We start from the raw sequence: 26432 nt of genomic DNA, 5'->3' as shown, positions 1-26432 counted from the left end.
CGCCCCAGCATGATGAAAGCCCGTACTTTAAGTACTTGTTTATGACAGTATGCACAGTTTTACGAGTTACATGTACCTCATTGGCTATGTCTTTTGGAGATTTGCCAGAATTCGCTAATGAGAGAATTGTGGCATTCCTAAAGGCTGTGTGTGTCTGGTTTCTTTCTCTCAGAACTTTAGCAACATCAGCTGCTTCATCGTTACTGAGACGAACAATTTTGGTTACTGGGCGTGACATAAAAAGGAACTCCTGCCAGGATGTTCCTCTAATATATCACTTATACAGTGTTTAATGCTAAATTAGTGTATATACTTATGGAACGCTATACTAGATACTAAGCTGCACTCTTTTAGGCGTGAAAGTCTACATTGTAAAGCTACATTTTTAAGATTCGAGTAAGCTCAATTAGTGGAGTATAAATTGGCAAAAAACAGCTTGATTATGCAGTTATTTAACGAATCAAGCGTCTTTAAACTCAAAAGTTCTCTACTAAAGAGCCCCCTTAATCTAAGCTAAATCATTAAAGATGCCTAGTTACAGTTTGCGGCAAATTAAGCCACAAATGGGCTAATCTAGACATTATAGAGTAGGTTGCAAGAGTACAAGATAGTATTTTTCTGTACTAACTAGAATTGCGATGCAGCCCACACTTACATGATATTTTTAACAAATTACATCACAAAAATTACAAGTTTTGTGAGCAATCAAAATGGCATAAAAGCCAGCAAATTAATACATGCCAAAACAGCCATGCCCACAAAAACAAAAGGCTTTGCCAAAGCAAAGCCTTTTGTAATTATGCTACAGCCAATAAATGAGCTGAGCTCGTATAGAAGAGCGTAAGCTCGACTGTGGAGCTTACGCTCATGTGCATTTAGCTGATTTGCTGATTATCTGTTGTAGACGCCAAAGTGCTTCTTAGCAAAAGCAACCTTTGCCTCAACGCTCATGTTCGAGCGACGAGTGAGGGCTTCAACTAAGCGCAGACGAGGGATTAAGCCTGCGTTGTTAGCTGTCTGAATAGCCATACCAGGACGTGCATTAAGCTCAAGGAGCATTGGGCCTTTAAACTTATCGAGCACGATATCGGTACCGATATAGCCAAGACCTGACATCTCATAGCACGAGGATGCTAAGTGGAGTACATCATCCCACTGTGGCACCTGAAGTTTATAGAGATCTTTGTTGGTGTCAGGGTGGAACTCGATTGGCTCGTTATGCTGTACAGCACGTACGGCACGACCAGTACGAATATCAATACCCACACCCACAGCGCCTTGGTGCAAGTTAGCCTTACCGTCAGATGCTGCAGTTGATAAACGCATCATACACATCACAGGGAAGCCCTGGAAAACGATAACACGAGTATCTGGCACACCTTCGTAGCTATAGCCCTCAAAGCAAGGATCAAAGTGAATGAGATCTTCGATAAGGGCGATATCTGGCTTACCGCCTAAGGAGAATAAGCCAGCTAAGATATTAGATACGTGACGACGTAAGTCATGGATGTTAATCATCTGACCAGAGGCTTTGATGAAGTACTTATCCTCACGGCCAGTGATAACTAAGATGCCTTTACCACCAGAACCTTGGGCTGGCTTGATGCAAAACTCTTTGCGATCGCCAATGATGGAAACGATGTTTTGAGCATCTACCTGATTACGTACGGCACCAACTAAGTGAGGCACATTGACCTTATGCTCAATGGCCATTTTCTTAGTTAACAGCTTGTTATCCACCAATGGGTACAGACGGCGCTTGTTGTAACGACCAATGTAGTTAACATTGCGCTGGTTCATACCCATGATGCCAAGCCGCATCAGCGTAAACGGATTGGAGTATTTGGACAATAAAGACATGGGCTACTCCTTGTCCTTAGCCTCGGTGGACTGGCCTTGTTCTTTTGCCTTGGCCTCTTGAGCCTGAGCAACAGCCTCAGCAGTCTCATTGTCAAAGGCACGTGGGTTAGCCTTGAGCTGAGCGATTTCGCGCTTTAAACGTACATTCTCTGGCTCTGACTCATCACCGTTTAAGGTGTCCTTCATCTGCTCAGCAAGTGGCTTGAAACGCTTTAACTCAGTTAAGCGGAAGCCAGTGTAGTTACCCATGCACAGTACTAAAGCGAGGATGACTAACTGCAGACCTAAGAAGTTGAAGGTTAAGTGCTGAATGAAGAGGCTGTCCATAGCAAGGAAAGCACATACTGCTACGAATAAGGAACCGCCGCCCTGCTTAATAACCTCTTTGTAACCGTCTTCTTCCCATAAAATAGACATTCTCTCAATGGTCCATGACAGAATGATCATTGGGAAGAAGGTAACCTTAATACCTTCGGTAAGACCGATCTTGTAGGTTACTAATGAGATAAAGCCGATAATGGCGATAACCACGATAATAACGGCAGAAATACGGGCTACAAGCAGCAAGTTAAGGTGCGATAACCAAGAACGTACGATAAGACCGATACATACGATGGATACGAAGCCGATAAGACCAACTACTAAGGAGGTCTGTAAGAATGCCATAGCGATCAGCACTGGCATGAAGGTACCGGAGGTCTTAATACCAATTAAGGTACGTAAGAACACAACGATTAACACGCCAATTGGCAGCAGTAAGATGCCCTTGAATAAGGACTGCTCTTCAAGTGGCAGTGACTCAATAGACAGAGAAACTACATCGTTACCCTGAGCCTTTTCAGTCATAACCTTGAGCATGCCGGCCTGAGCTACAGGAACAGAGGTCTTGATGATGGAGAAGGATAAACGAGCATTCTGACCACCCTGCACATCAAGCAGTGAGCCGCCGTTGTTATTCCAGATAAGCTGATTGGTACGGATACCAGAAGTACCGGTTACTGGATCAAAGATCTCGTAGTGGGTGCCATCAAATACAGCAATACGCTGAGTTAAAGAACGGTTACGACGACCATCTTCTAAATCAAGTACGTGTACGATGCGAGCAGGAACCTGAGCATAGTGCAGGATGTTTAAGATAAGCTCAGAACGGGTGTACTCTTGTAAAAGTAAAGTACGGATTTCTTCTTGACGATCGAGCTCGTTAATTACCTGTACAGTAAATGAGAATGGGGTTGAAGAGCGCTCACGTGCCTTAGAGGCGATCTCGCCAATGGCAGTAGCATAAGGCTCTTGAATAACTACATTAGGAATAGCAGGTACGATCATGGAAGAGTCTTTAGCGTTAGAGTCGCTTAAGAACTCGCCACGATAGTACAGAGTCTGCAGACCAGCTGGATTGCGCTTGGTCCACTCTACATAAGAGCTATTCTGTCTTTGAATGTAGGTAGAGCCATAGCCAAGTGAGGAGGTAGTTTGGCTAAGCTGGAAGAAGCCTGGCTGTACATCTGGAATAACCAGATCGACAGTGGCTGCACCAGTATCATTAGGCTCGAATTCAACCTTGGCCTCTACTTGCCAAACGGTGCGTTGCTCACCTGGTAAAAAAGGGATTTCAAAAGTTACATGTTGGTAACCCATAAGTAGAATACCTGTTATGAACAGGATGGCGGTTACCACATAAAAAACGCCACGTGAAACCATGTATAACTTCCCGGTTATTCACAAACAAAAAGAATTCTTTCAATCAGCTACACGCACGAGCAGCAAGATAAAGTTTAAAAACTATCTCACCTCAATGCCTAAGCAAGCCTATTACCAAGATAAGACTTACTCAAAACTGCAGCTGTTTTTAAGCTAGTGGACATATCAGACTGAGCACTAGCTAAGCTATGTATCCTAGGCTATCTATTAGACATTTAAAGCCAAGGTATATGCCATGGCATTTGTATTAAATAAGCCATGGCTCAGGATATGGCTTAGGCCAATCGGACAAATTGTTTCAAAGGCCTATAGCCCCAATGAACCAATATAGCCTTAACCTTTACCCCTTGGCCTGTAGGCAAATTACTTGTCGTCCTTTGCCTCAGCCTTAGACTCGCTCTTGTCCTTAGACTCGGCCTTAGCCTCAGACTTGGTATCCTTAGGCTCAGCCTTGGCCTTTGGCTCGCTCTTAGCCTTTGGCTCGTCCTTATCCTTGGTAGTTACGGTGCTCTTTTCCTTGTCGGTCTTTGGAGCGCTCTTAGCAGCGGTGCTCTCCTTGGTGACGTTTTCAATGATTACGCCGCTTGGAGTGCGTGGGGTAGCCTTGACTGGAGCGTTAGCATCAACCTTTGGCTTCTTGTCCTCATCAACTGAGGTCTTGTTGCGAACAGCAGGCAGAGCATTTTCAGAGTTAGGGCCTAAGTTAGCGCCGTAGCTCTCAGCTGGGTGAGCAACCTTGCCGATAGCCTCTTCATTAGCACGCTTCTTGATGAACTCAGCATTAGGATCCTGGCCCTTCTTCATGTGCTTTTGATAGTCTTCGCGGCTTAAGATAAGGTAGGTATCAGGATTACGGCCTTGGATGTGATCGCGAGAGACGTCAACTACGGCGATATCCTGAAGTAAGGTACGACCGATGAGAAGTGGGTACTGTAACTTGGTACGGTCAGATAAGGTGAACTCGCTCTTTGTGGAGTAGTTACCAACCTTAACGTTAAGAGCAACTACGACACGATCGGTAGTAGTGTGCTTGGAAACCTGACGGATGGTGGAGGTACGAACATATGGAGCCTCAACTACGATCTCTTTTTCGTTAGCCTCAATAGTAAAGCGGTACCAACGCTTGCCATTACGCTCAAACTCGGTAATGTCCTTAGCTGAAATGGAGGACACTGCAGCACCAGTATCGATACGGGCATCAAAGGTAACATCGGCTTCTTTGACGTAGACATACTCATCTTCACCGAAGTACATCTTGCCATCTGGAGTCTGCAGATCATAGTTACGCAGAGGTTTGATTTCCATTTCGTTGTTCTTGTTTACCATCAACTTGTTGTCATAGATAGAGTCAACTAAGGACTGATTCTGTCTACGCAGAGCCTTCATCTCGCTTAACAGAGCACGACGGAAATCATCAGTCTCTTCACGAGTGGCAACTAACTCAGCACGCATAGCACCAAGATTAGCTCTCTGACCTGACAACTCTTCATTAATGCTTTGAATCTGACCCTTCATCTGAGTAAGACGGGCTGCATTATTGTCACCATCGGCCTCTTCAGCATGGACAGCACTTGTAAAGCCTGAACACACAATGAGTGCGGAAAAGAGGGCACAAGGCAGGGCCTTGAGCCTAAAGGTACTCTTCTTTAAAGCATACATGAAAACAAACAACCTATTCAAAATGTGAATACAAACAAAAATTCGGTGACACAGAGTGTCTTTAAGCTGCCAATACAACTAGCAAGCTTGAGTTTTGCTCATCACATAGCGACACCTTCTCTGCATAAAATCATGAAGAGAATCCTTATGTGCGCTTGTTGATGAGGTGCATGCGCTGTACTAATAAATTTAAAAAGATAAGCACGCATGCTAAGAAACTAGTAGATGCACTTACATCTAAGTTAGCCTAGTAAGAGCTCTTACTAAGCCGATGTACTAATGTGTTTAAAGCCTATGCAAAGCTTTTGGTAATAGGCTGTGGCTAAATCTTGATAAGTATGGTCTCAATCTAGCTACTAAGACTAGCAATCTTAAGCAATTGCCTAATAAAAATGTGGCTCCATCGCTCATTTAAGACCTTTTAGGCATATAAAACTATAAGGTGAGCTTAAGGATTACTCAGATTAGAAAGTTGAGCATATCCACAATGCTAAATCTCGGGATTATACCGCAGTTTTGCAGTCATAAAACTGTCAAATGAACTTTACAGCGCGAAAAAATATAGGTACTGAGTTTTGCTCGCGACACACGGGGCTAATTTTGAGCTTTACAAGTGCAAAACAACGAGACTCTTGTCCTCATTGCACAAATAGTTAGCACTAAACGTCCACGTAAATGATCTTTGCAGCCAAGTTAAGCGCAAACAAACAACGAAATAGCACCAACTTAACTTGCAAAAATGCAGTTATACAGAGCAACAGTTCCATGCTATAGCCCTGCAACAACAAGAACTAAGCTTGCAGCGCCAAGCTTCAAACTACAGCAACAAGCAATCATCTACAGCAGCAGTGCACGATAGCTAGAAGCGTACAGCTACTCAAGCTCCGTGCGATAGCTCAAAGCGTACAGCTAGCTAAGCTCAAAGTGATAGCTCAGGGTGTACAGCTAATTAAGCTTCGTGCAATAGCAAAAAGCTTATAGCTACCCAAGCTCCGTGTGATAGCTCAGGAGTACAGCTACATAAGCTGCGCTCAATTGCCAAAAGTATTGAAGCAGCTTCTTAAGAGTATTAGGAAAAACATAGCTAAGTCTTAGTTTGTCGGCATTTGCAAGATTTTTCAGTGCAGATATGGCAAAAATGCAATATAAGACTAAGTGAAGATGGGGCGCTTTGTTTTTAGACAAGGCTATAAATAGCGCTTGTGGATATTTTGAGGGCTTGGATAGTGTACACAAAAGGGGCAGTGAAAAACTTTTTTTATTGCTTAGTGTACGGAAGCGTAAAATAGTGTAATGCAGTTCACAAAAATTAAAATTATTAATGCTACTTGCAATAAGTTATCGTACTAACCATTGCCATCTTAAAAAGTACATGGTTGGTATCTTGGAACTTTCGTGGCAGGTGGCTTTAGTTTTAGTGATGTGGATGCCTAAGCTGCAGCAGATGCAAGTCTAGATACTAGCGCCATCTATTGCTGCAAGATATGGATGTTTTGCCGTTTTTTTAGTTTCCCTTGGATAGAAGATAGTATGGGATTTTTAGATACATTAGGACAAATGGGTGTCCTATTTTTGATGGTAATCATTGGTTTTACTTGTCACAAACTCAAGCTGATGAACGATACTTTTGATCGCTCTTTGTCAGTACTGATTATCAACGTTACGGCACCGTGCATCATTCTCTCATCGGTCATGGGTGATACCTTACCAGGTCGTGATGAGATTTTGCCAGTTTTAATTTTAGGCACCTGTACCTTAGTTTTTATGCTCATCACGGGTATGATTTGTGCGAAGCTCTTACACTCTAGTGAAGAGGGTATTTATCGTTTCATGTTTGCCTTTGGCAATATCAACTTTATTGGTCTGCCAGTAACATCGGCACTGTTTGGAACTTACGCGATTTTCTACATCTCGGTACTGACAATTCCATTTAACTTTTTCATCTTCCTCTTAGGCCAGCTCTTTATCTCAAGCTGCCGTAAGGATAAGAGTGACACAAAGGCTAAGATCGAATTAAATTGGCGTATGGTGCTCTCTCCAGCCCTGAGCGCAACTTATATCGTAATTGTGCTGGTGTTCTTTCAAATTCACACCCCAAAGATCATTGGTGAGGCTATCCATTTAGTAGGCTACATGACCATTCCTGCATCCTTGCTCGTAATTGGTTCTACTTTAGCTAATATCAAAGTCTTAGAAATGTTTGGCAATTGGCGCATTTACGTAATGAGTCTGCTAAAACTGCTGGCCATCCCAGCTTTAATCTGGGCAATTTACTCCATTTCACCTTTTGACAAGCGCTATACCGACGTCTTAGTTATTCTTTCAGCTATGCCGGTAGCTTCATACGGTACTATGATTTGCCTTAAAGAGAACATTGATCCAAAGACCATGTCTCAAGGCACCTTCATGAGTACCTTGCTCTCTATCATCACCATTCCGCTGCTCGCGCTCATTTTATAAAGCACCAAGCAGCAGCAATTAACTATTAGATGCTATTTAGCAATTAACAAAGAGGCCTTGCAAGATGCAAGGCCTCATATTTTGGGGCACAGCACCTAAAAATGGTGCCTGCCCAATCAAGACTTGTTTATTGAAAGCAGCGCCCGCACATAATTGCTGTGCCGCAGCGCAGTGAGCCGCGTAAGCTAGGCCCTTTTTGTCCTTGATCTTCGGCGTTGCCCTTGGTGGCCTAAGCCCTTTGAGGTGTAGCCTTTGGTGGCATTGTCCTATTAGGCTTATGCCTTCGGGACTTGGCTTTTGGGCTGTTGTGCTTGTGCCTATTGGACCTTGGTGTTTAAGGTGCTATGGGCATAGAAGGCGCGAAGCACCATTTCTAAAAGCTTAAGGCGAGGATGCTTGTCTGACTCTGGCAGGCTGTAGCGAATAGAGTCAGATTGAGTGATGCGGTACTCGCCATGCTTGGACTTTTGCACTAACTCAACGAGATAGGCAGGGTCTACCTTAAAGTTCTTTTCAAACTTGATAAGCGCACCAGTTGCATCACCACGAATCGCATTAATTCCAAGCTTAGTAGCAGTTTGCTTGAGTCTTGAGAGGATAAATAAATTCTCAGCCTCAGGAGGCAAGGTGCCAAATCTATCGACCAGCTCAATTTTGAGATTATCAAAGTCCTCGCTGCTCTTACATGAAGCAACACGCTTGTACATCGACAGACGGGTATTTACATCGCCGATGTAATCATCAGGGAAAAATGCAGCAATATGCATATCGATATCGCACTCATTGAGGCTAAGCTCGGTAAGAGTAGGCTCTCTACCCTCCTTAAGTGCATTCACCGCTGCATTGAGCATATCCATGTATAAAGAGAATCCAATAGCGGTGATCTGACCTGACTGCTCTTCGCCTAAGAGTTCACCCGCACCACGAATTTCAAGATCGTGAGATGCCAAGATAAAGCCTGCGCCTAAGTCATCAATACCAGCAATAGCATCTAAACGACGCTTAGCATCGGCAGTGATGGCCTTTTGATTAGGCGTAAACATATAAGCATAGGCCTGATGGTGTGAACGACCGACACGACCACGAATCTGATGGAGCTGTGCTAAGCCTAAAAGGTCGGCTCTATCGATAATGATGGTGTTAGCAGTCGGAATATCCAGACCGTTTTCTACAATGGTGGAGCATAAGAGTACATTAAAGCGCTGATGACAGAAGTCCTGCATAACGCGCTGTAACTCTCGCTCATCCATTTGACCATGAGCAATTTCGATCTTGGCTTCAGGAACTAACTTTTGCAGCTCCTCAAGCTTCTTTTCCATGGTGGAGACTTCATTGTGCAGGTAGTAAACCTGACCACCACGTCTAAGCTCACGCATGATAGCCTCACGAGCAAGCTCTGCTGAATCCTCATGCACAAAGGTCTTCACGGCCAAACGATGCTCTGGAGCGGTAGCAATAATCGACAGCTCTCGCATGCCCTCTAAGGCCATGTTTAAAGTACGTGGAATTGGAGTGGCAGTTAAGGTTAAAAGGTCTACCTCAGCACGCAGCGCCTTGAGCTTTTCCTTTTGGCGTACACCAAAGCGGTGCTCCTCATCGATGATGAGCAGACCTAAGTTTTTAAACTTAACGCGGCTTGAGAGCAGCGAGTGAGTACCAATGATGATATCCACCGCACCTTCTTCAACGCGCTTAATAGTCTCATTTTGCTGTTTAGTAGTCTTAAAGCGGCTGATGATATCAACATTAACTGCTGTAGTTCCAAAGCGCTCTTTAAAGTTTTGATAGTGCTGTTCAGATAAGATGGTAGTAGGCGAGAGAATAGCTACTTGCTTGCCATTCATCACTGCTACAAAGGCAGCACGCAGCGCTACCTCAGTCTTACCAAAGCCCACATCACCACAGATGAGACGATCCATAGCCACAGGCTTGCGCATGTCATTTAAAGTTTGCTCAATAGCCTTGTGCTGATCTTCAGTCTCCTCGTATGGGAAGTTAGAGACAAACTCATCATAGGCATGGCGATCGACCTTAAAGCTAAAGCCTTGGCGTAACTCACGCTGCGCATAGAGATCTAAAAGCTCTGCTGCTACGTCACGTACCTTTTGAGCAGCCTTGGCTTTTTTCTTAGACCAAGAGTCATTTCCAAGCTTGGATAGCTGTGGATTTTCCTCACCTGAGTAACGAGCAATTTTGTTGAGCGAGGTGATAGGCAAGAAGAGCTTATCGCCACCTTGATACTCAATACCAATAAACTCGCCCTTTACGCCATTGATAACTTCGGTCTTAAGACCACGGTAAATACCAATACCATGATCAATATGCACCACAAGCTCACCTTCACTAAGCTGAGCTAGGTTTTTGATAATGGTGTCCTGATCAATTTGCTGTGAGCGACGATTACGCTTGCGTTGTCTTACTACCTTAAAGCCTAAAAGCTCGGTTTCAGTTAAAAATGCAATTGGACAATCAAGACCTTCAATCTTAGAGATCACAACCTCAAGCTTAAAGCCTTGGGCAGCTGCAGCTGCTGCAAAGGCAGCCTCAGATGATTGGGCCTCGTCTTTTGCCTTAGCCTTGCTACGGCTCTTGCGCTTTGGCTTTTCGTCAGCTACATCAGCAAGAGCATCAGCGGAAGCGCCTGCATCAGCGGCAATGATAGCAGCGGCCGCCTTTTCAGCGCTTGCAGCACCTTGTAGCTCTGACTCATTGGCAATGCTAAGCTCAGATACGGCTTGGGTCTGTAAATTGGAGCTTTCGGCTTTGGATGCTGCACTCTTGCGCTTACGCTTTGGCTTACTATCAGTAGCTGAGATCTCTGCTTGACTCTGAACTTCCTGATTGTGATAGCTCATCGCTGTAGTTACAGCGGCTGTAGCTGCAGCTAAGGCGCAAACTTGCTCTTTAATCTGTGTGGTAGCGGCCTGTACACCGTGTTCAGATGTATCCAAGATGACGCCCTGATCAAATGGGGCAATGGTCATCATTAATGGGTCTTTGGCTTGGATAAAGTCCGAGATGGATGAAGCTGCCTTGAGTCCGTAATCTTTAATTAAAGATGGAGGTAAGAGCTCATGTAAGTTTTGTCTACGACCTTCTGATAGAGCACTAATTAAGATACGACCGCCGCGCTTATTACAAAACTCATCGACAAAGGCCACGAGCTTTGCTTTGCTATTGTGATCATGACGATCAAAGGCAATATCCGGCACCTTAGTGCATGGGGCGTTAATAAACTCGCTGTTATATGACTGTACTTGATTGTCTTCACCATCTTTTGATTGCTTGGCAATAGCGCTTGGTTCAAAAGCTGGATCTTGGCGCAAGGTAATATGCTTGCGGTTTTGAATCTGAGTGATGATCTCAAGTGGAGTTAAGAAGACATCGTAAACTGGCAGTGATGGGTGATCGACATCGTGACAGATTTGGTAGGCACGTTGATGTAAGGTTTTGTCATAGTCAAAGATAGCCTTTTCAAAGTCACCAGTGAGTACTAAGGCACTGTCTTTACTGATGTAATCAAAGAAAGTAGCAGTCTTATCAAAGAACAATGGCAGATAGTATTCAATGCCAGCTGGTATAGTGCCTTTAGACACCATTTGATAGACAGGATGATGGGAGATATTGCCATTGGTAAAGGCATTACGGTAATTGGTTCTAAAGGTAGAGATGCTCTCTTCAGTTACCGGAAATTCATTGGCTGGCAAGATCTTAATGGAGTCTACTTTCTTTTGGCTTAGCTGAGTTTGCACATCAAAGTAGGAAATACTTTCGATCTCATCAAACTCAAAGTTGATGCGCAATGGAGCCTCGAGGCCCATTGGGTATACATCTAAGATATCGCCACGGGTAGCAATCTCACCAGGGGAGAGTACTTGTTGTACATGTAAATAGCCGCGCTCGACGAGCATATTACGCATGTAAGTAAAGTCTTTAGCATCGCCTACTTTAAAGTTAAAAGCGTTTTGCACCATGAACTCTACAGGAGCAAGTCTTTGGGCAATAGCATGCAGTGAGGTAATGACAATACCTTTTGTAAGACCGATTGCACGGGAGAGAAAGTCGATACGGGAGGAGATGATGTCCTGATGTGGGGACATAACATCGTATGGCAAGGTCTCGTAATCACGAAAGATAGTGACTTCATCATTAGCGCACAGATACTTAAGCTCGTTCTCTAAACGAGCTGCATCAACTGTATCTGAGCAAATGACCACTAAAGGATGCTCACATTGCTCCTTTAGCGCAGCAATCTCAAGTGCCTGAGCACAACCACTGAGGTTGCCAAGCACGGTGCCTTTCTTACTTAGTGAACCACTGAGTAATTGTTTTGTTTGCATTATCCCTGTCCGTATCTTACCTGACCAATGCCCATTAAGGTTCCATCAAGCCCAAGCCCAAGCCAAAGTTCAAGCTCACGCTTAAGCGCATGTTAAGAGCAATTCAATCTAGAGAGTAAAGTGCTTTCTACACTCAAGTCTACTTCATGCATTAAGAGGACTAATCTCATTGCAAGTGACCGAGTGACAACTACTATGATTGCCAGTTAGCAAATGCAGCCTAAGCCATGCTGAGTGGTCAGCTAAAACTCTTAGGCATAGCAAAGCCTCCAGTGCAGACCTTTCTGCCTAGATTATGGGCGTCAATTATTATAAGGATTTTTAATCCTATGTGCTCACAAAGTGCACTCAAAAGGACAAAAGGCCTAATATATCTCCTCCATGGCTGCAGCATCCGAAGATGCTTTCGTCTGTACTCTGCTTACGTGGCATTTGTCTGACCAAGCCTGAGAGGCATTCGTAAGTAGCATTGCCTAAGCGTGTTACGAAAATAGGTTAACCTTGATACGCAGGAACCTCATGAGCTTGCCAATGGGAGTTGGTCAGATAAGGACTGTCCTTTTGCGTGGTCTAGATTAGATGCTACTTACCATTTTGATGTTATTTTGCTCATCATTAAGGTGCTTCTAACTGCCAATAGCTGGTAAAAAGCGTGTTTGTACGCACTTAAAAAGGGCATATCTTTGCCGCAATGAGTGTAAGCTACATTGGGCTGAGTGTTGTTTTGTATAATCACGGCTTCATTAGCACCATAGGATTTTAAGTGCTTTGGCTTTAAAGTATGTGGTGCCGTACGAACTATGAAATTTTTTAGGTGGTATATGTATACACGCTTTGGCTAATTTAGAGCAAAGTTTGTTGTGTTCTAATACCATCTTACAGTCATGTCAGTCGTTGATTCGTGACTGAACATAGTTAACTTGCCTTGTTGTGAGCTCAATAGCTCGGTAGGACGTCCAAAGGTTTTGCGCAGAGTTAAAGATGTTTAAGCATTAAAAGCTTAGGCCCAAGCGCTTGTATGAGCTTATCTTATGCATGAGCTTATCTTAAATTCTGCGGTGGCGTTCAGTGCCTAAATTTAGGCAGAGGTTTTTTGCAAATGCAGTTCTCTCCACGCTCTTATTGCTACTTGTTGCTGTGGTTTGGCATCATCGCGATGATCTCAAACCTCACCCCATATTTTGCTAATGACTTCCGCTATATGATGATTCAGGGTACTCAGGATCCTGTTACTTCATTTGCAGATATCGTTCTCTCTCAGTATCGCCACTACTTTGAGTGGGGCGGTAGATCTGTAGCTCACGTCATTGCCCAAACCTTATTGTGGTGGGGTAAACCAGCTTCAGCTGTTGCTCAGGCTTTATGCTATGTAACCTTAGTGCTGTTTATCTACTTTAATGCTTTTGGCATTCGTCCAACTCTGCACTTACGTGCCATGCCATTATTCGTCATCACCTTATTCTTGTTCTTACAGCTCAGAGTGTATGGCGAGGTGGTATTTAACATCGTAAGTTCTGCAAATTATTTGTGGACTACCACTTTAGTGCTGATCTTCTTATTGCCATACCGTATTTCTATGGCCCGTGAGATCACCGCTCGTCCTTACTTGCTGTGGCCATTTATGTTTATCTTTGGTGTCATTGCAGGTTGGACCAATGAAAACACCGCAGCTGCAGTTGCCACAAGCTTAGGTTTATATCTCTTATGGTGCCTCAAAAACGGTAAGCTCAAGCTCTGGCAAAGCATCGGCTATGCTGGTTTCTTAATTGGCTTTGCTCTTCTGATCTTTGCTCCTGGCAATCAAGCTAGACTTGATAGCATGGAGGCGCATGGCTTTGATGCTGTAGAACATAGTATCGGCGCTATTGATATCTTCTTTGAGTCACTCCTTGTGTGCTCACTGCTCATCATCAGTGTTATCTTCTTGCGTCAAAAGGTTAGATCTAAGTTCTTACATGTGAGCTATCCAGTCTATTACAACGCTGGAATGTGGTTTGCCTATACTGGTTTATTCTCACTGTTCTTGATGATCTTTGCGCCAAACTTCCCAGCTCGTGCCGCTACACCATTTACCATCTTTATGATTGTGGCTTTAGTGGCCTTAAGTAAGCCACTCCTTGAGAGACACAAAGATCTCTTTAGACCAAAGGTTAAGGCACTGCTGATCACTGTGCCTACTATCTTTATGCTTTGTGCCCTTGGCAATGCCCTGTGGTGCACTATCACTTTGAACAATGACCAAAAGCTCAGAACTCAAGAGCTCATTACTCAGATTGAAGAGGGTAAGAAAGACATTACCTTATCCCCAATGCATGTCTACACTTACAAATATGTCTATGTTGCTGATGTAAGAGCTAATCCTCAGTATTGGACTAATAAGATCATCACCAAGTATCTTGAGGTTAACTCCGTAGTTAGAAACTGCGACTATGCACGTCCTGGATGGCAAAGTGACTTTGTCTTATTTGGTCGCATCAGAAGTGATAGCGAGTGCGTCCTTAACCCAAAGACCGGTGATGACGTACCTGTAGCTCACAAATAAGATCATGCACTCAAGGCCCATGCCTTAAGCAAATAAGAGTGCATCCTTCTAGCTAGCGCCCAAGCGGCGCTAGCTTCACATCCGACCAAACATCAGCGCGTTTTTGCCATCCCCAATCAGCGCTTTCAATGCCACTCCCAATTGGCGCAATCTTAAGCTTCCAAAGTTTCTACCAAATCAATCTACTCCCGCCATTGCATTGCATCGCATCGCATCAGGCAAAGAACTTTTGAGAAACCTTCAAATATTTTGCATTACGTATCTAAGTACTAGCGAGGCCATGCTCATTTGACAAAAAGAGCTCGGTCTTGAATATAATCTTAGCTTATTGAGGAAGGACATAAGGATGGGGTAATGGTTACGCGCTATACAGATAAGGGCTATTTTACTTTCACCGCCAATAGTGCCTCAGATCAAGGCATTGAGGTTAAATGCCCACAGTGTGGCAAATTAGCCATAGTCAAAATGGCCGATGGCGAAGCAAGCTGTAGCTGCACCCACTGTAATTTTAGGCAGCAAAAAGATCTTCGAGCAGCAATCTACTCAGTAAAGCTCAACTGCTCTGAGTGTCAGCGCTACTTTAGATGCGAGATTGATGATCCTCAGCAGCAGCACTTTAAGATTTTAAATGTAACTTGTCCGCATTGTGGTGCTATCAATCAAGGCCCAGTGCAAAAGACCATTGAGCCATATGGCTATATCTACAAATTTTTAGAAGATGGAAGTGAGCCATACTTTGGCTACAAGCTGTGGTATCAGACCTCCTATCAAGGCAAGCTCATTTGGGCCATAAACCGTAGCCATCTTATCTACCTCATTGAATATTTGAGCGCGGATCTTAGACAAAAGCCATATACATACCCAATGCGTACGCAAGCAGATCACCTGCCCACATTCATTAAGACAGCAAAGAATCGCGATCGCATCGTCACCTTACTAAAGCGCCTGCTTGTCTAGCAAATCCCAATTAAGATGCCTCATGCCCATCTTTGACTAAAGCATAATTAAGATGCCTCATGCCCATCTTTTGCCAAGGCCTAATTAAGATGCCTCATGCCCGTCTTTGGCCAAAGCCCACTAGGATGTCTCTTGCCATATTTTGCATATTTCAGGTTTGATTATGGGATTTGCTTGCGGCTGTGGGGACGTAAACGGCGTAAGTTTGGCTTTTAGTCAGTTTTTACGCAAAACATAGTAAGTTTGCTTATGAGACTGTTATTATTAAGGCACTAGATGGACTAAGGGCACTTAATCAAGGAGCTAAGGTACTACAAGCTTTGCTGTGATTGGGGCTTAACTACAGGATAGAGCGCTATGGAGAACTTTGATTTTTACCGTCCCACTGCTTATTACTTTGGTAATGATCGAGAAAGAGAGACTGGCTCAATTATTCGCAATTTAGGTTGTTCCAAAGTCTTTGTTATTTATGGCTGCGGTAGTGCTGTACGCTCAGGCCTCATTGGTCGTGTGGAGGAAAATCTTGCAAGTGCAGGATTAAATTACGTGACAGCTGGTGGTGTAGTGCCAAATCCACGTGCTGATTTAGTCTATGAGCTTATCGAGCGCGGTAGAGCTGAAAATGTCGACTTTGTGTTAGCTGTTGGTGGCGGATCAGTGATTGATACAGCTAAGGCTGTTGCCATTGGTATCGTCAATGAAGGTGACTTTTACGACTTTTGGCTGCACACCCGCGAGCCTAATGGTGCCTTGGGTGTTGGTGTGATTTTAACTATTCCGGCAGCTGGCTCAGAAGGCTCTTCAAGCTCCGTTATCCAAAAGGAAACTCCTTCAGGCTTTATTAAGGCTGGGTTAACCTCACCTTACAATGTGCCAGTCTTTGCCATCATGAATCCGGAGCTGACTAAGTCACTGCCAGCGTATCAAACTGCCTGTGGTGCTGTGGATATGATGGCTCACGTGATGGAGAGATACTTTACTAATACCACCGATGTCTCCATTACTGACCGCTTATGTGAGGCAGTAATGTGCTCTATTGTGGAGACAGTGCCACGTGTTATTCGAGAGCCAATGAATTATGAGGCACGCGCTAACTTAATGTGGGCTGGTACCTTAGCTCACAATGACATTTGCGGTGTAGGTCGTGAGCAAGATTGGGCCTCTCATGCCCTCGAGCATCAGTTATCGGCTATTTATGATGTGGCCCATGGTGCCGGTTTAGCAGTTATCTTCCCTGCGTGGATGGAATTTGTTATGCCGCACAATCCAATGCGCTTTGCTCAATTTGCCTCACGTGTCTTTGGTATTAGCATGGATTTTGAGGATCCTAAGCGTACAGCCAAGGCCGGTATTTATGCTCTCAGATCTTTCTTTAAGTCTATCGGCATGCCAGTTAACTTTGAGGAGATTGGTGCAAAAGAAGAGGATATCCCACATATGCTCAAGCTGCTTTCTCAAGCTAAAAAGAGTGTGGGTAAGTTTGTCTCTTTAACTCCTGACGATTGCGAAGTTATCTACCACCTTGCCGCCAACTACGACGGCCACTAGACCGCCACTAAATGCCATATGCAAACCAAGCCAAGCCAAACTAAGCCAAGAGCATTGACTCGAGCTTCATGCATGTTGACGTAAGCTTCATATATGTTGACTCGAGCTTCATGCATGCTAAGGATGCGCAAACGAAAAGCACGCATAGCGAACTATGGTAGCGCTAGGCAGCGTTTGTTTCTGTATTAGCTACGCCACGCCGTACATTTAACTATGTGCGGGCGTGGAGCAATTAACAGGATGCCTTTAGCTCTGATTTTAGTTGTTCTGTCCGTAGAGGCGCTGCAGCTGTTTGGTGGTGTAGGCAAACTCTTTGTGGGTTTGAGAGGTTTGCCTGCTCTCAGGTGCCTTATTCTTTGGCTTGTGCTCGGTTAGGTATGGCCACACAAAGTACCAAATGCTCGAGTTAATTAAAGTACCTGCATAAGAGCCAATGGTGCCAAAGTCCTCAAACATTCTTGGATAAAGAGGGCAATGCTCAAAGGCTGCACCCATAGCATCATGTTCTGAGGTAATTGGCTTTAAGACTTTAAACTCGAGCTCATTGCTAGTCATGGCTACAGGTACGGCTTGATATCTTTCGTACATGTATTTGCTAATGGACATGAGCTCAGTATTGCTAGGACATATACCCCAATCACCCATCGGCAGATAGGCAAAGATCTGCCAAGGATAGCGTACGGGCACTTTTACGATGAAGACGCCATTAAAGGAGATGTCTTCAAGTGCATTGATGTTATTGCTTGGTCCTTCGTAAGCCTCTTCAAAATCACCCACCACTTTTTTGATATTGACGCCAGACTCAACTAACTGCTCGTTTAGCGAATCTAAGCGCTTTTCTAGAATATCCTTGCCATCCATTAGCTCGGCATGCAGCATGGCAGTTCTGAACTTGCGTAATGAAAAGATGTTGAACTTATCATTTTCGTCTTTGCAATTGTCTTTAAAAGTCTCTAATAAAGGCTCATCAGGTACAACGATAATAGGCGTGTAGCCTTGTTGCTTACCGTCGCGCATGCAATAGAGAAGACGATTTAGCACAATATCAGGTGAGGTATATTCAGCAAAGTACTCATAGCCACAGTCAAAAAACAGGGCCATAGATTGCCTAATCTCAATAAGTCTTTCCATAACAAGTCCTCAAGCATGATAAGAACTTTGGTGTTTTTTCAGCTCGCATTCATCATTATAAGCAAGTATTACTCATTGTGTTTAGATTATTGTGCAAAGGCTTAATTACGCTTGCGTATTTGTGAAATAGACTTAGCTTTGAGTGACTAGGTAAAACAATAAGTTAAGTTATGTCTATCTAGAAACAACAAAGCCTAACTAAAAGTTAGGCTTTGAAAAGCATTTGTAGCACTTAGCTGTTAATTGCTCCGAGCTTTAGCTTGGAAGTACCAAGAAAGTATTAATAAAGCTTTGGAGCGGGCGCTATTTAGCGCTATCAGAAGATTCTGCACCCGTAGCATTGCTTGGTGCTGCACTATCACTATCCTTTGCCTCGGCAGCCTTGCTATCAGCTGCATTGGCCTTATCGGCGTTAGCAGCTGCTGTTGCGCTAGCGGCTGCGCTGTAGGCAGATATTCTAGAGCTCGGGAGCTCACCAATTGGACGAGTTGGTTTGTAGGTTGCCTTTGGTCGAGAGCCCTCTGGGAGAATGTACTTACGATCAAAGTCATCTGCAGGGATTGGTCGATCGTAGTAGTAACCCTGAGCTAAGTCGCAATCGATAGTCTTTAAGAACTCAACATCCTCGTTACGCTCGACACCCTCAACTACGGTACGAATACCAAGCTCTTTTGCTAGTCTTGAGAGCACACGTAAGATCATGTGGTTCTTTTCGATTTGCTCTGGATCGTGGGCGAGCATGAACTCACGGTCAAACTTAATCTCATCGAGGTCTAAGCCGGCGATGATGTTAAGTGAGGAGTAGCCTGAACCAAAGTCATCAAGAGCGATAGAAAGACCAAGCTTTTTAAGCTCGTTAATGTGGTTGTTAAGCTCATTAACCTTGTAAGTAGCTAAGTCCTCTAAAACCTCAATCATGAGGTACTTTGGAGGAATGTCGTACTTATCAATGATTTGCTTGAGCTGCTCTTTATATCCCTTCTTGAAGAAGAGGAGCTTAGTTTGGTTAATCGATAAGTAGATCGGCTCAATACCGCGATCAAGATAAGATCTAATACGAGCACAAGCTTTATCAAACATGTATAAGTCAAGCTCAGTACAGAAACCATTGGCCTCGAACAGAGGAATGAAGTCATTTGGATAAACAATGGTATCTGACTCAGAGATCCAACGTACTAAGGCCTCTGCAGCGTAGATCTTGCCAGTCTTAAGGTCGATCTTAGGCTGTAAGAAGAGCTTAAACTCCTCGTTTTCTAAAGCTGCACGCATGCTCTTTTCGATGCTATGTAAGAATGCCTCTTTCTTATAGGCATTCTCGTCATAGAAGCGAATCGCATGAGTATAGGTCTTGTTAATCTGTTTGCGGGCAAACTCAGAGCGAGCCACGACTTTATCTGGGCTAAGATCATAGTGTGCAAAAGCAACACCTGCACACATAACGATTGGGATAGAGGAGATCTCAGCGTTAATGCGTTGTGTGCAAATGTTGATAAGCTTGATAAGTTCTGCGTTAAGTTTGTCTTGCTCCTTGATCTTATAGACGAGATAGAACTGATCTTTCTCATGGTGGCAGAACATAATGAGCTTGGAGCTGTCCTGCTCTCTAAAAATATTGGCAATAGTGCGCAGCAAGTCATCAGAGCTCTTTTCACCGAGCATATCCTGCATGTAGCTAAAGTCTTGCATCGACAAGGATACTACTGCGTACTTAATCTCTGGAGATTCCTTGTAGTCAAGGTTGGCAAACTCAAGTAAGAATTTATTGTAGTTATAAGCATCAGTCACTGGATCATAGTGAGCGATCAACAGCTGAGTCTTGTAGCTGCTCTTCATATTGATAAAGAGATAGATGGCAATGAAGCAGCACACAGTGAAGATGATAACGATGCTAACAATTAAGAAGCTTAAAGATTGGAAGTAAGGGCTGTGCTTTACCTCTGCAGAGCTAATAGTACCTAAATACCAATCGGCAAAATCAAGTGGGGTTAAGGTTACGTTGTATTTTAAGCCATTGATATTGGTGGTAAATGAAGTTGGGGTAGTAGATACTAGGCCAACACGAATCTTATCAATAGCATTACGAGTAAATCCCTTGAAATCAGAGACGTTATGCAGATCGCGCGGGATGACCTCATTAACACCGCTTGAGAAGATAAAGCCTGAAGCGGTAGTTAAGAAGGAATCGATATCAGGGTTAGTAACAGAAATTTGTTCTAAGTTGGCATCAAAGGTAACCTGGCTTACAGCACCAGAGAGCGCACCGATAACGCGACCATCATTAGCAAAGACAGGAGCTACATAAGTAATCATGTCCTGACCGATGGTTGGTGAGAAGTATGGGGATGAAACGGTGCTTTGACCAAGCCAAGCGGTTGAGATAGCAAGCTTTACTTGTGGTGGTAAGTTCTTGTACGCAGTGTCTGTCTTGACGCCGGAAATAGAAACTTGCTCGCAGGTACCATCAAGATTCCAAAAGCCTACTACATCAAATGGAATGTTTTCTTTGCCCACAGCAGAGTAGGTCTTGGTGATGTCATCAGACTTCTTAGTGAACATGGCCAAAGTACGCAAAGCTCTGAGCTCGCCCATGGCCTTACGCTTAATGGTAATCGCAAACTCTGACTGCGTGGCCTTAAGCTCTGAGTCGTTGGCAGAAGTGTAAACATAAGACACAACTTTAAAAGTGGCGAAGGCAAACAGAGACAAGATAACTAAAGATGCAATAGAGATAATTGCAACCTTGCGTAATCCCTGCTTGAGCTTAATTTCACTAATATAGCTAGCCATTGTGACATCCTTGTGTTTTAAGATGTTTGATCTAGATGACCATCTCTAGTGATCTATGGTTAGGCCTTATGCCACATTTTGCCATTCTTAAGAAAGCTACGTATGCAATTGCTCAAGAGAGCGGCGTATCGCTATAACTCAAGAGAGGCGATGATGGCCTTGTATAGCGCTAATCAGCCATAAAGCTTGTGTGCATCGGTATGCTATTGCAACTTAAGTAAAGTACTAGCAACAGCATTAACAGCCACGATAGCCTTTAGCATTAGCGTCGAGTGATGTTAAGTAACAAAGACATACCATCACAAGACCAATAGATCCTAGATAAAATTTTTTCAATTAACCGCTGTGGCGGTATTGCAAACTTACTTACTGTGACCATGCCTTAGCCTGGACACACTTAAACAACATTAAGTTGAGAGTTGAGCTTATGAGGCCCACTCAAAAATCTTACTGAGGCCACTTATTAAACAGCGGCATTCAATCAAGCTATCTATACTTCAAGCAGCAGGCGTAACATAGAGCGCTGCGAACGGTTCTAAAATAGCTTTAACCATCCTTGGCTGTACTCATCAAGTAATGTAATCTCAGCTCTTTACATTAACGTAACAATCTCATTCAGACTGTAGTTATAAACTTGATGGGCTAACTAAAGTAGCTCTAGGTACTTATCCATGTACCTAAATGGAACTTATAAACTAAGCTAAAACTGTTATGGCCAGAGTATGTTTTGACGTAGTACGTAAAGAAATGACACACTTTGCCAAGCGCCCAGAACAGCACTTTGCAAAAAGCCATGAACAGTACATTGCCACGTGCCCCGAACAGCACATTGCCACGTGCCATAAACGACACATTGCTTAGAGCCATTAAGGGTACTTTGCTAGTGCTATGAATAGCACTGTGCCTTGCATCATGTTCAGATGGCCCGATAGATATTAGTGTTTCATTTATAAGTTGCCGTAACTTATGTAGTTTTAAAAGGGCAAACATAAGAGCAGGCACGCATAAGCGTGCTCAACTTTTGTGCCTAGTCCTAAAACTACACAGTACTTAATAGTGCATGATACTTGTGTGATGGTCACGATGAAACACTTTAGCGCTTTTGTTTGTCATCTAGATATCAAAAATGAGATGTTTGACAATCTTAATTCCAACTTTTTAGCTTAGATGTTAAGAAAACCAACGCTTTTTGACCTATCACAGTGCAATGTCTCAAGACCACGTCAAATCTACACTTTTGACCGCTCAGCGCACTTTTTCAAAACCATAACCGCTGCAACACTTTGCAGTCATTCAACGAAGTTCTGCACAAGCATTCCCATAGGCCGATGATATTTGGCAGCGGCAAATACGACAAAGGCAGCGTTTAATGCGCTGCCTTTGGGGTTGATGCAGCCTTGGCTGCATGCATAGCTTTAGGCTTGCGGCCTAAAGAAAAGAGCTTTTTATGTCTTAGCGATGATGCGGACGCTTCTTGCTAGGACGTCGACGTGGTTCGGCCTTTACTGTGCCCTTAGCTGTGTACATGGACACGAGCTGAGTGCGCAGCTGTGGGCGACGACTAGAGCCGTTGCCACCATAGTTATGAGCCACAACGGTCTCAAACATTGGCATGTCATACTCGCTACGACGTGAAGCAGAGCGTGCGTAATAGTCATCGACAGAGTTTACGCGGCGATTATTGCGTGATGACTTGGCCTTGCCCTTTGGGGCGTCTTTAGCGCTTTGCTTGCGCTCATTAGTACGCTTTTGAGTACTAGTCTTCTTGTCATTGCGAGATGAAGAGGCATTAGCTCCTTCTTCCTTATTGCGCTGACGACGGCTTTGGCGATCGCTATGGCGTGAAGAGTTTGACTCAGCCTTAGTGCTTGAAGAACCTTGAGTATGGTAAGGATCTAACTTAGCACTGTCTGATGGACTGGCGCTGACATTGTCGCTATTGCGAGACTTGCGCTCAGTATTATCCTGGCGCTTGCTATCTAAGCCCTTGCGCTTATCTTGTGAGCTCTTAGATGACTTTGCCTCAGTTTCCTCGGTACGGCTGTGCTTGATAGGCTCACCATATACTGAATCTTCAGTGCGCTTATTACGATTATGACGCTTAGCAATAGCAGCCTTGGTCTCATCGGTTAAGTAGTCATCTTTGAACAGATCGCTAGTGCCTGCATACTGCATGCTGCCTTCGATATCGTCAAACTTATCAAAGGAGCCAATGGCATCAGAGATAGCACGAGCCACTAAAGTACGGCCAGCATTATCAAGATGCTCATTACGCTCATTAAAGCGCTCAGCAAGGTTTACGGCAGGGCGGGTCTCATTAGACAGTACTTCACGAGCAATCTGACGCTCCATAGCCTTTTGCTCTTCAGCTGCACGTAACTTGGCAGCCTCGCGCTTTTGATGCTTAGCATCGGCCTTAGCGCTCTTAAAGTCATTTTTAGCAGCGGCATTCTTGGATGCTGCAGTGTCTTTTACAGCAGTAGTATCTTTTGTAGCAGCTAAGTTATTTGCATTGTCTGCAGCTGATGCCTTGGCATTAGCAGTAGAGCTAGTGTTGGCTGCAACGTTCTTGTCTTGACGTAAAGAGCTATTGCGTAAGTCCTTTGACTTGTTGTCCTGAGACTTTAAATCCTTAGACTTTAATTCCTTAGATTTTAAATCCTGAGACTTTAATTCCTTAGAATTTAAATCCTTAGACTTAGCACCATTAGCGGACTTAGTCTCGTTAAAGGTCTTGTCTTGAGACTTCTCTTTAAGTGCTGAGCTTGCCTTAGAGCGTGAGTCGCGAGGTAACTTGCCGTCAGATGCAAGCTTACTATCCTGGAGGTCGCGCTTTTTGACGTTATCCTTGAGATCACGCTTGCTGTCCTTCTCCTTGTGAGTACGCTTGTTTGCGCTATCTTTTAGCGGAGCAGCATTGTCATTTTTAGCCTGGGCACGGTTCATCATTTTGCCTAAAAGGCCAAATCCACTGACGCCTTCTTCCTGACTTGGGCGCTTCTTTTGATCCTCAAGCTTGTTTTGCGGAGCATTAGGATTGGCGTTCTTTAAGGCCCACTTATCTTGGCGTGAATTTGCTCTAGAGTTTGAGCCATTCTCTTCATTAGCGTACTCGCAAGTGATGTACTGCTTAATGAACATCTCTAAGAAGAGTAAGAACATTGCAACTAAGAGAGGACCAAAGATCAGGCCCATGAAGCCGAACAGTGGCAGACCAGCAATAACACCAAAGATGGTGACTAGTGGGTGGGTGTCAGCCATGCGCTTTTGCACGATCATGCGCAGCACATTGTCAGACTGAGAAATCACCACAATACCGTATAAGCTAATGTAGATGGCAGGGAGCATGCCTTGCTCAAAGTACTGCACAATGGCCAGAGGAATCCATACTAACATGGAGCCCACGATTGGGATCATGGAAGCAAAGCCAGTGAGCACACCAAATTCAATTGGATTGTTCACGCCACAAATATAGTAGCCAACTGCAGCTACTGTGCCCTGAATCATGGCAAGCAGCGGAATACCGATGGCGTTGGACTTTACGATGGTAGATACCTTGTTAATGACAATAGTCTTGTTACGGTCATTAAAAGGTAAGCAGCGGGCAATACCGCGCTCCATACGGATACCGCCTGCAAGTAAGAAGAATAAGATGAGCAGTGCGGTGAACAGATTGATAGCTGCGTCATTGATGCCGGCTACCAAGGAGTTCATAAAAGCTGTTACCTTTGCAGTAGCAAAGGCAATGCTCTTTTCAGAAACCAAGTCAAGCTTGGTAGTGCTCTCAAGGTACTTAATCGTATCGGCAAAGCGCTTCATCACAACATTGATATCAAAATCAAGATTGTTGATAAGTTCAATGATGTACCAAATGGCAGCGGAGAAAGGGAGTACCACAAAGACTGCTACCGCAATAGTCAAAATCCATGGAGCAAGTCCAGGAGATAGGCGGTTAGCAAGATAGATATTAGTACGGCGCAACAGAATATAGAGGGTAATTGCACCTAAGGTACCGTTTAGAAAAGGCATTGCCTGTACAAATAACAGACCGCCTAAGATGAGCAGTAATCCAATTAAGGTCCACTCAAAAATGAGTTCGCGATTGTGGCTCAAGATCAGCCTCTAAGAGCTTGTCATTCACATTAAAACCCGCATCAGCCAGATGCCGTTACTGATCTTATACGCCCCAAAACATTAAAGTAACCAAATTATCTAAGCATCGCTAGACCAAGTACTTAATAGCATTAGCGCCACTTAACATGGCCATGAACAACAACTCATGATGGCATCATAAGCTAGCTTTCGTACGTAGCAAAGACACCACCAGCAGCGCTATAAAGCTTGTAGCAATCTAGATAGGCATAGCACTATAAACTTGGCCTAAAAAGCCATTTGCCACCCTTAAGAGTGCTCCAATTAAAGCTAGAGCTCTGTGGTGGCAAAGACCAAACTAGCTGTGACTAAGCCGAGACTAGCAGGTACTAAGACCAAACTAGCTGTGACTAAGCCCAGACTAGCAGGTACTAAGACCAAACTAGCTGTGGCTAAGCCCAGACTAGCAGGGACTACGCCCATGCTTATATCAAGCAGTTAAGCATGTGAGCAATTTAAACTTGCAAAGCGCAAACTAAAAAGCTGCTTGATATAGCCAATTCCTTGCACAAAAAAGCTTGTACAAGCAGTGGCGATACTCATTTTGGTCATTACAAAAAGCAATGGCCAAGATTTGGTTTTAGCAAGATGCCATTTTTATGGCTGTCTTGCCTAATTCTTTAATGTTTTATAACTACTGTACTTACTAAACTTACACTGCAGCACTCCTAGCAAAACTATGTATTGCTTTGCTAGTTTCTATAGCACTAGTTAGCAAATTGCCATTAGTGCTAGCTAAGCTATCAGTGATAAACCTAAGGTCGCTGTGAGCGGCCTTGGCACTCATTTGCGCTACATTAAACAGCCTTAACGCTGTCATGGGCATAAGAGCGCTTTGGGTTTAGTGGTGGCATGGCATACGGTACATATCTTATGAACCAAGGGTGCTTGAGCCACTAAAGTAGTTAGCGAAAAATTTTTAAAACTTACTATGTCATAGCCCATAACAAGCTAGATAACTATGCTTAGCAATTTACTCATCAGTTAAAGCTAAGCTCCTCAAGCTATGGGCTTTAGTAGCTAGAACCATTGGGTCTAGTACAAATAGTAGTTACAGACGTCTTTTGCTAGCGATGCGCTTTACCGTGGCTGTGATCTTTACTCGTAAAAGAGCTTTTTTATAAGCCGTGGCTATCCATTATGTTTAGATAGTAGCGCTTTAAAATCGCATCATCAGCTAAAAAAGCGCAGATGAGCCATTTATTTAGTAAGACTTAGTGTAAGTCCTTGTAGCTAAAACACATCCTTTCATAGTATGGCTGTAGCATATAGAGTTAAGCATCATTTCTATAAAG

At 43.9% G+C, this 26432-nt stretch carries 12 protein-coding genes; 4 read left to right on the top strand and 8 right to left on the bottom strand.

The window, feature by feature from the left end; all coding sequences use genetic code 11:
• The 4 genes from H524_RS17035 to H524_RS16500 all read right to left on the bottom strand — a co-directional run.
• Window positions 1-238, bottom strand: a 238-nt coding sequence (locus H524_RS17035) for a helix-turn-helix domain-containing protein (protein ID WP_027939645.1), incomplete at its 3' end; no start/stop codon positions are given.
• 653 nt (window positions 239-891) lie between these two features.
• Complete coding sequence (locus H524_RS0106545) at window positions 892-1860, bottom strand: alpha-L-glutamate ligase-like protein (protein WP_027939644.1); 969 nt, start codon at window positions 1858-1860, stop codon at window positions 892-894.
• A 3-nt stretch (window positions 1861-1863) separates the two neighbouring features.
• Entirely contained in the window at window positions 1864-3561 is a 1698-nt protein-coding gene (locus tag H524_RS14635; RefSeq protein WP_084281689.1) for an inactive transglutaminase family protein, read from the bottom strand.
• Between the two features lie 363 nt (window positions 3562-3924).
• Window positions 3925-5220 (bottom strand): putative ATP-dependent zinc protease, encoded by a 1296-nt coding sequence (locus H524_RS16500; protein WP_052338955.1) that lies wholly within the window; start codon window positions 5218-5220, stop codon window positions 3925-3927.
• Window positions 5221-6750: 1530 nt separating this feature from the next.
• On the opposite strand from H524_RS16500, the gene H524_RS0106530 reads away from it, so the two are divergent.
• Window positions 6751-7680: an AEC family transporter gene (locus H524_RS0106530; protein WP_027939643.1), complete on the top strand. Its 930-nt coding sequence runs from the start codon at window positions 6751-6753 to the stop codon at window positions 7678-7680.
• Between the two features lie 317 nt (window positions 7681-7997).
• On the opposite strand, the gene mfd is transcribed toward H524_RS0106530, so the two are convergent.
• Window positions 7998-12020, bottom strand: a complete 4023-nt coding sequence (gene mfd / locus H524_RS14625; protein WP_169726136.1) for a transcription-repair coupling factor — start codon at window positions 12018-12020, stop codon at window positions 7998-8000.
• 1099 nt (window positions 12021-13119) lie between these two features.
• On the opposite strand from mfd, the gene H524_RS0106520 reads away from it, so the two are divergent.
• The 3 genes from H524_RS0106520 (at window position 13120) to H524_RS0106510 (ending at window position 17067) form a co-directional block, all read left to right on the top strand.
• Entirely contained in the window at window positions 13120-14562 is a 1443-nt protein-coding gene (locus H524_RS0106520) for a DUF3329 domain-containing protein (protein WP_027939642.1), read from the top strand.
• 354 nt (window positions 14563-14916) lie between these two features.
• Window positions 14917-15519, top strand: a complete 603-nt coding sequence (locus H524_RS0106515; RefSeq protein WP_044121645.1) for a hypothetical protein — start codon at window positions 14917-14919, stop codon at window positions 15517-15519.
• 357 nt (window positions 15520-15876) lie between these two features.
• Window positions 15877-17067: an iron-containing alcohol dehydrogenase gene (locus H524_RS0106510; protein WP_027939640.1), complete on the top strand. Its 1191-nt coding sequence runs from the start codon at window positions 15877-15879 to the stop codon at window positions 17065-17067.
• A 258-nt stretch (window positions 17068-17325) separates the two neighbouring features.
• On the opposite strand, the gene H524_RS0106505 is transcribed toward H524_RS0106510, so the two are convergent.
• The 3 genes from H524_RS0106505 to H524_RS16495 form a co-directional block, all read right to left on the bottom strand.
• Window positions 17326-18198, bottom strand: a complete 873-nt coding sequence (locus H524_RS0106505; RefSeq protein WP_027939639.1) for a DUF4253 domain-containing protein — start codon at window positions 18196-18198, stop codon at window positions 17326-17328.
• A 303-nt stretch (window positions 18199-18501) separates the two neighbouring features.
• Window positions 18502-20985 carry an EAL domain-containing protein gene (locus tag H524_RS0106500; protein WP_027939638.1) on the bottom strand — a complete coding sequence of 828 codons (2484 nt, stop codon included), beginning with the start codon at window positions 20983-20985 and terminating at the stop codon, window positions 18502-18504.
• A 1452-nt stretch (window positions 20986-22437) separates the two neighbouring features.
• Window positions 22438-25098: an AI-2E family transporter gene (locus H524_RS16495; protein ID WP_052338953.1), complete on the bottom strand. Its 2661-nt coding sequence runs from the start codon at window positions 25096-25098 to the stop codon at window positions 22438-22440.
• Window positions 25099-26432: the final 1334 nt, after the last annotated feature.

It is taken from the genome of Anaerobiospirillum succiniciproducens DSM 6400, assembly GCF_000482845.1.
GTDB classification, from domain to species: domain Bacteria; phylum Pseudomonadota; class Gammaproteobacteria; order Enterobacterales; family Succinivibrionaceae; genus Anaerobiospirillum; species Anaerobiospirillum succiniciproducens.
The sequence above is the reverse complement of the archived record's forward strand: the minus strand, read 5'-3'. Positions and strand labels throughout refer to the sequence as shown.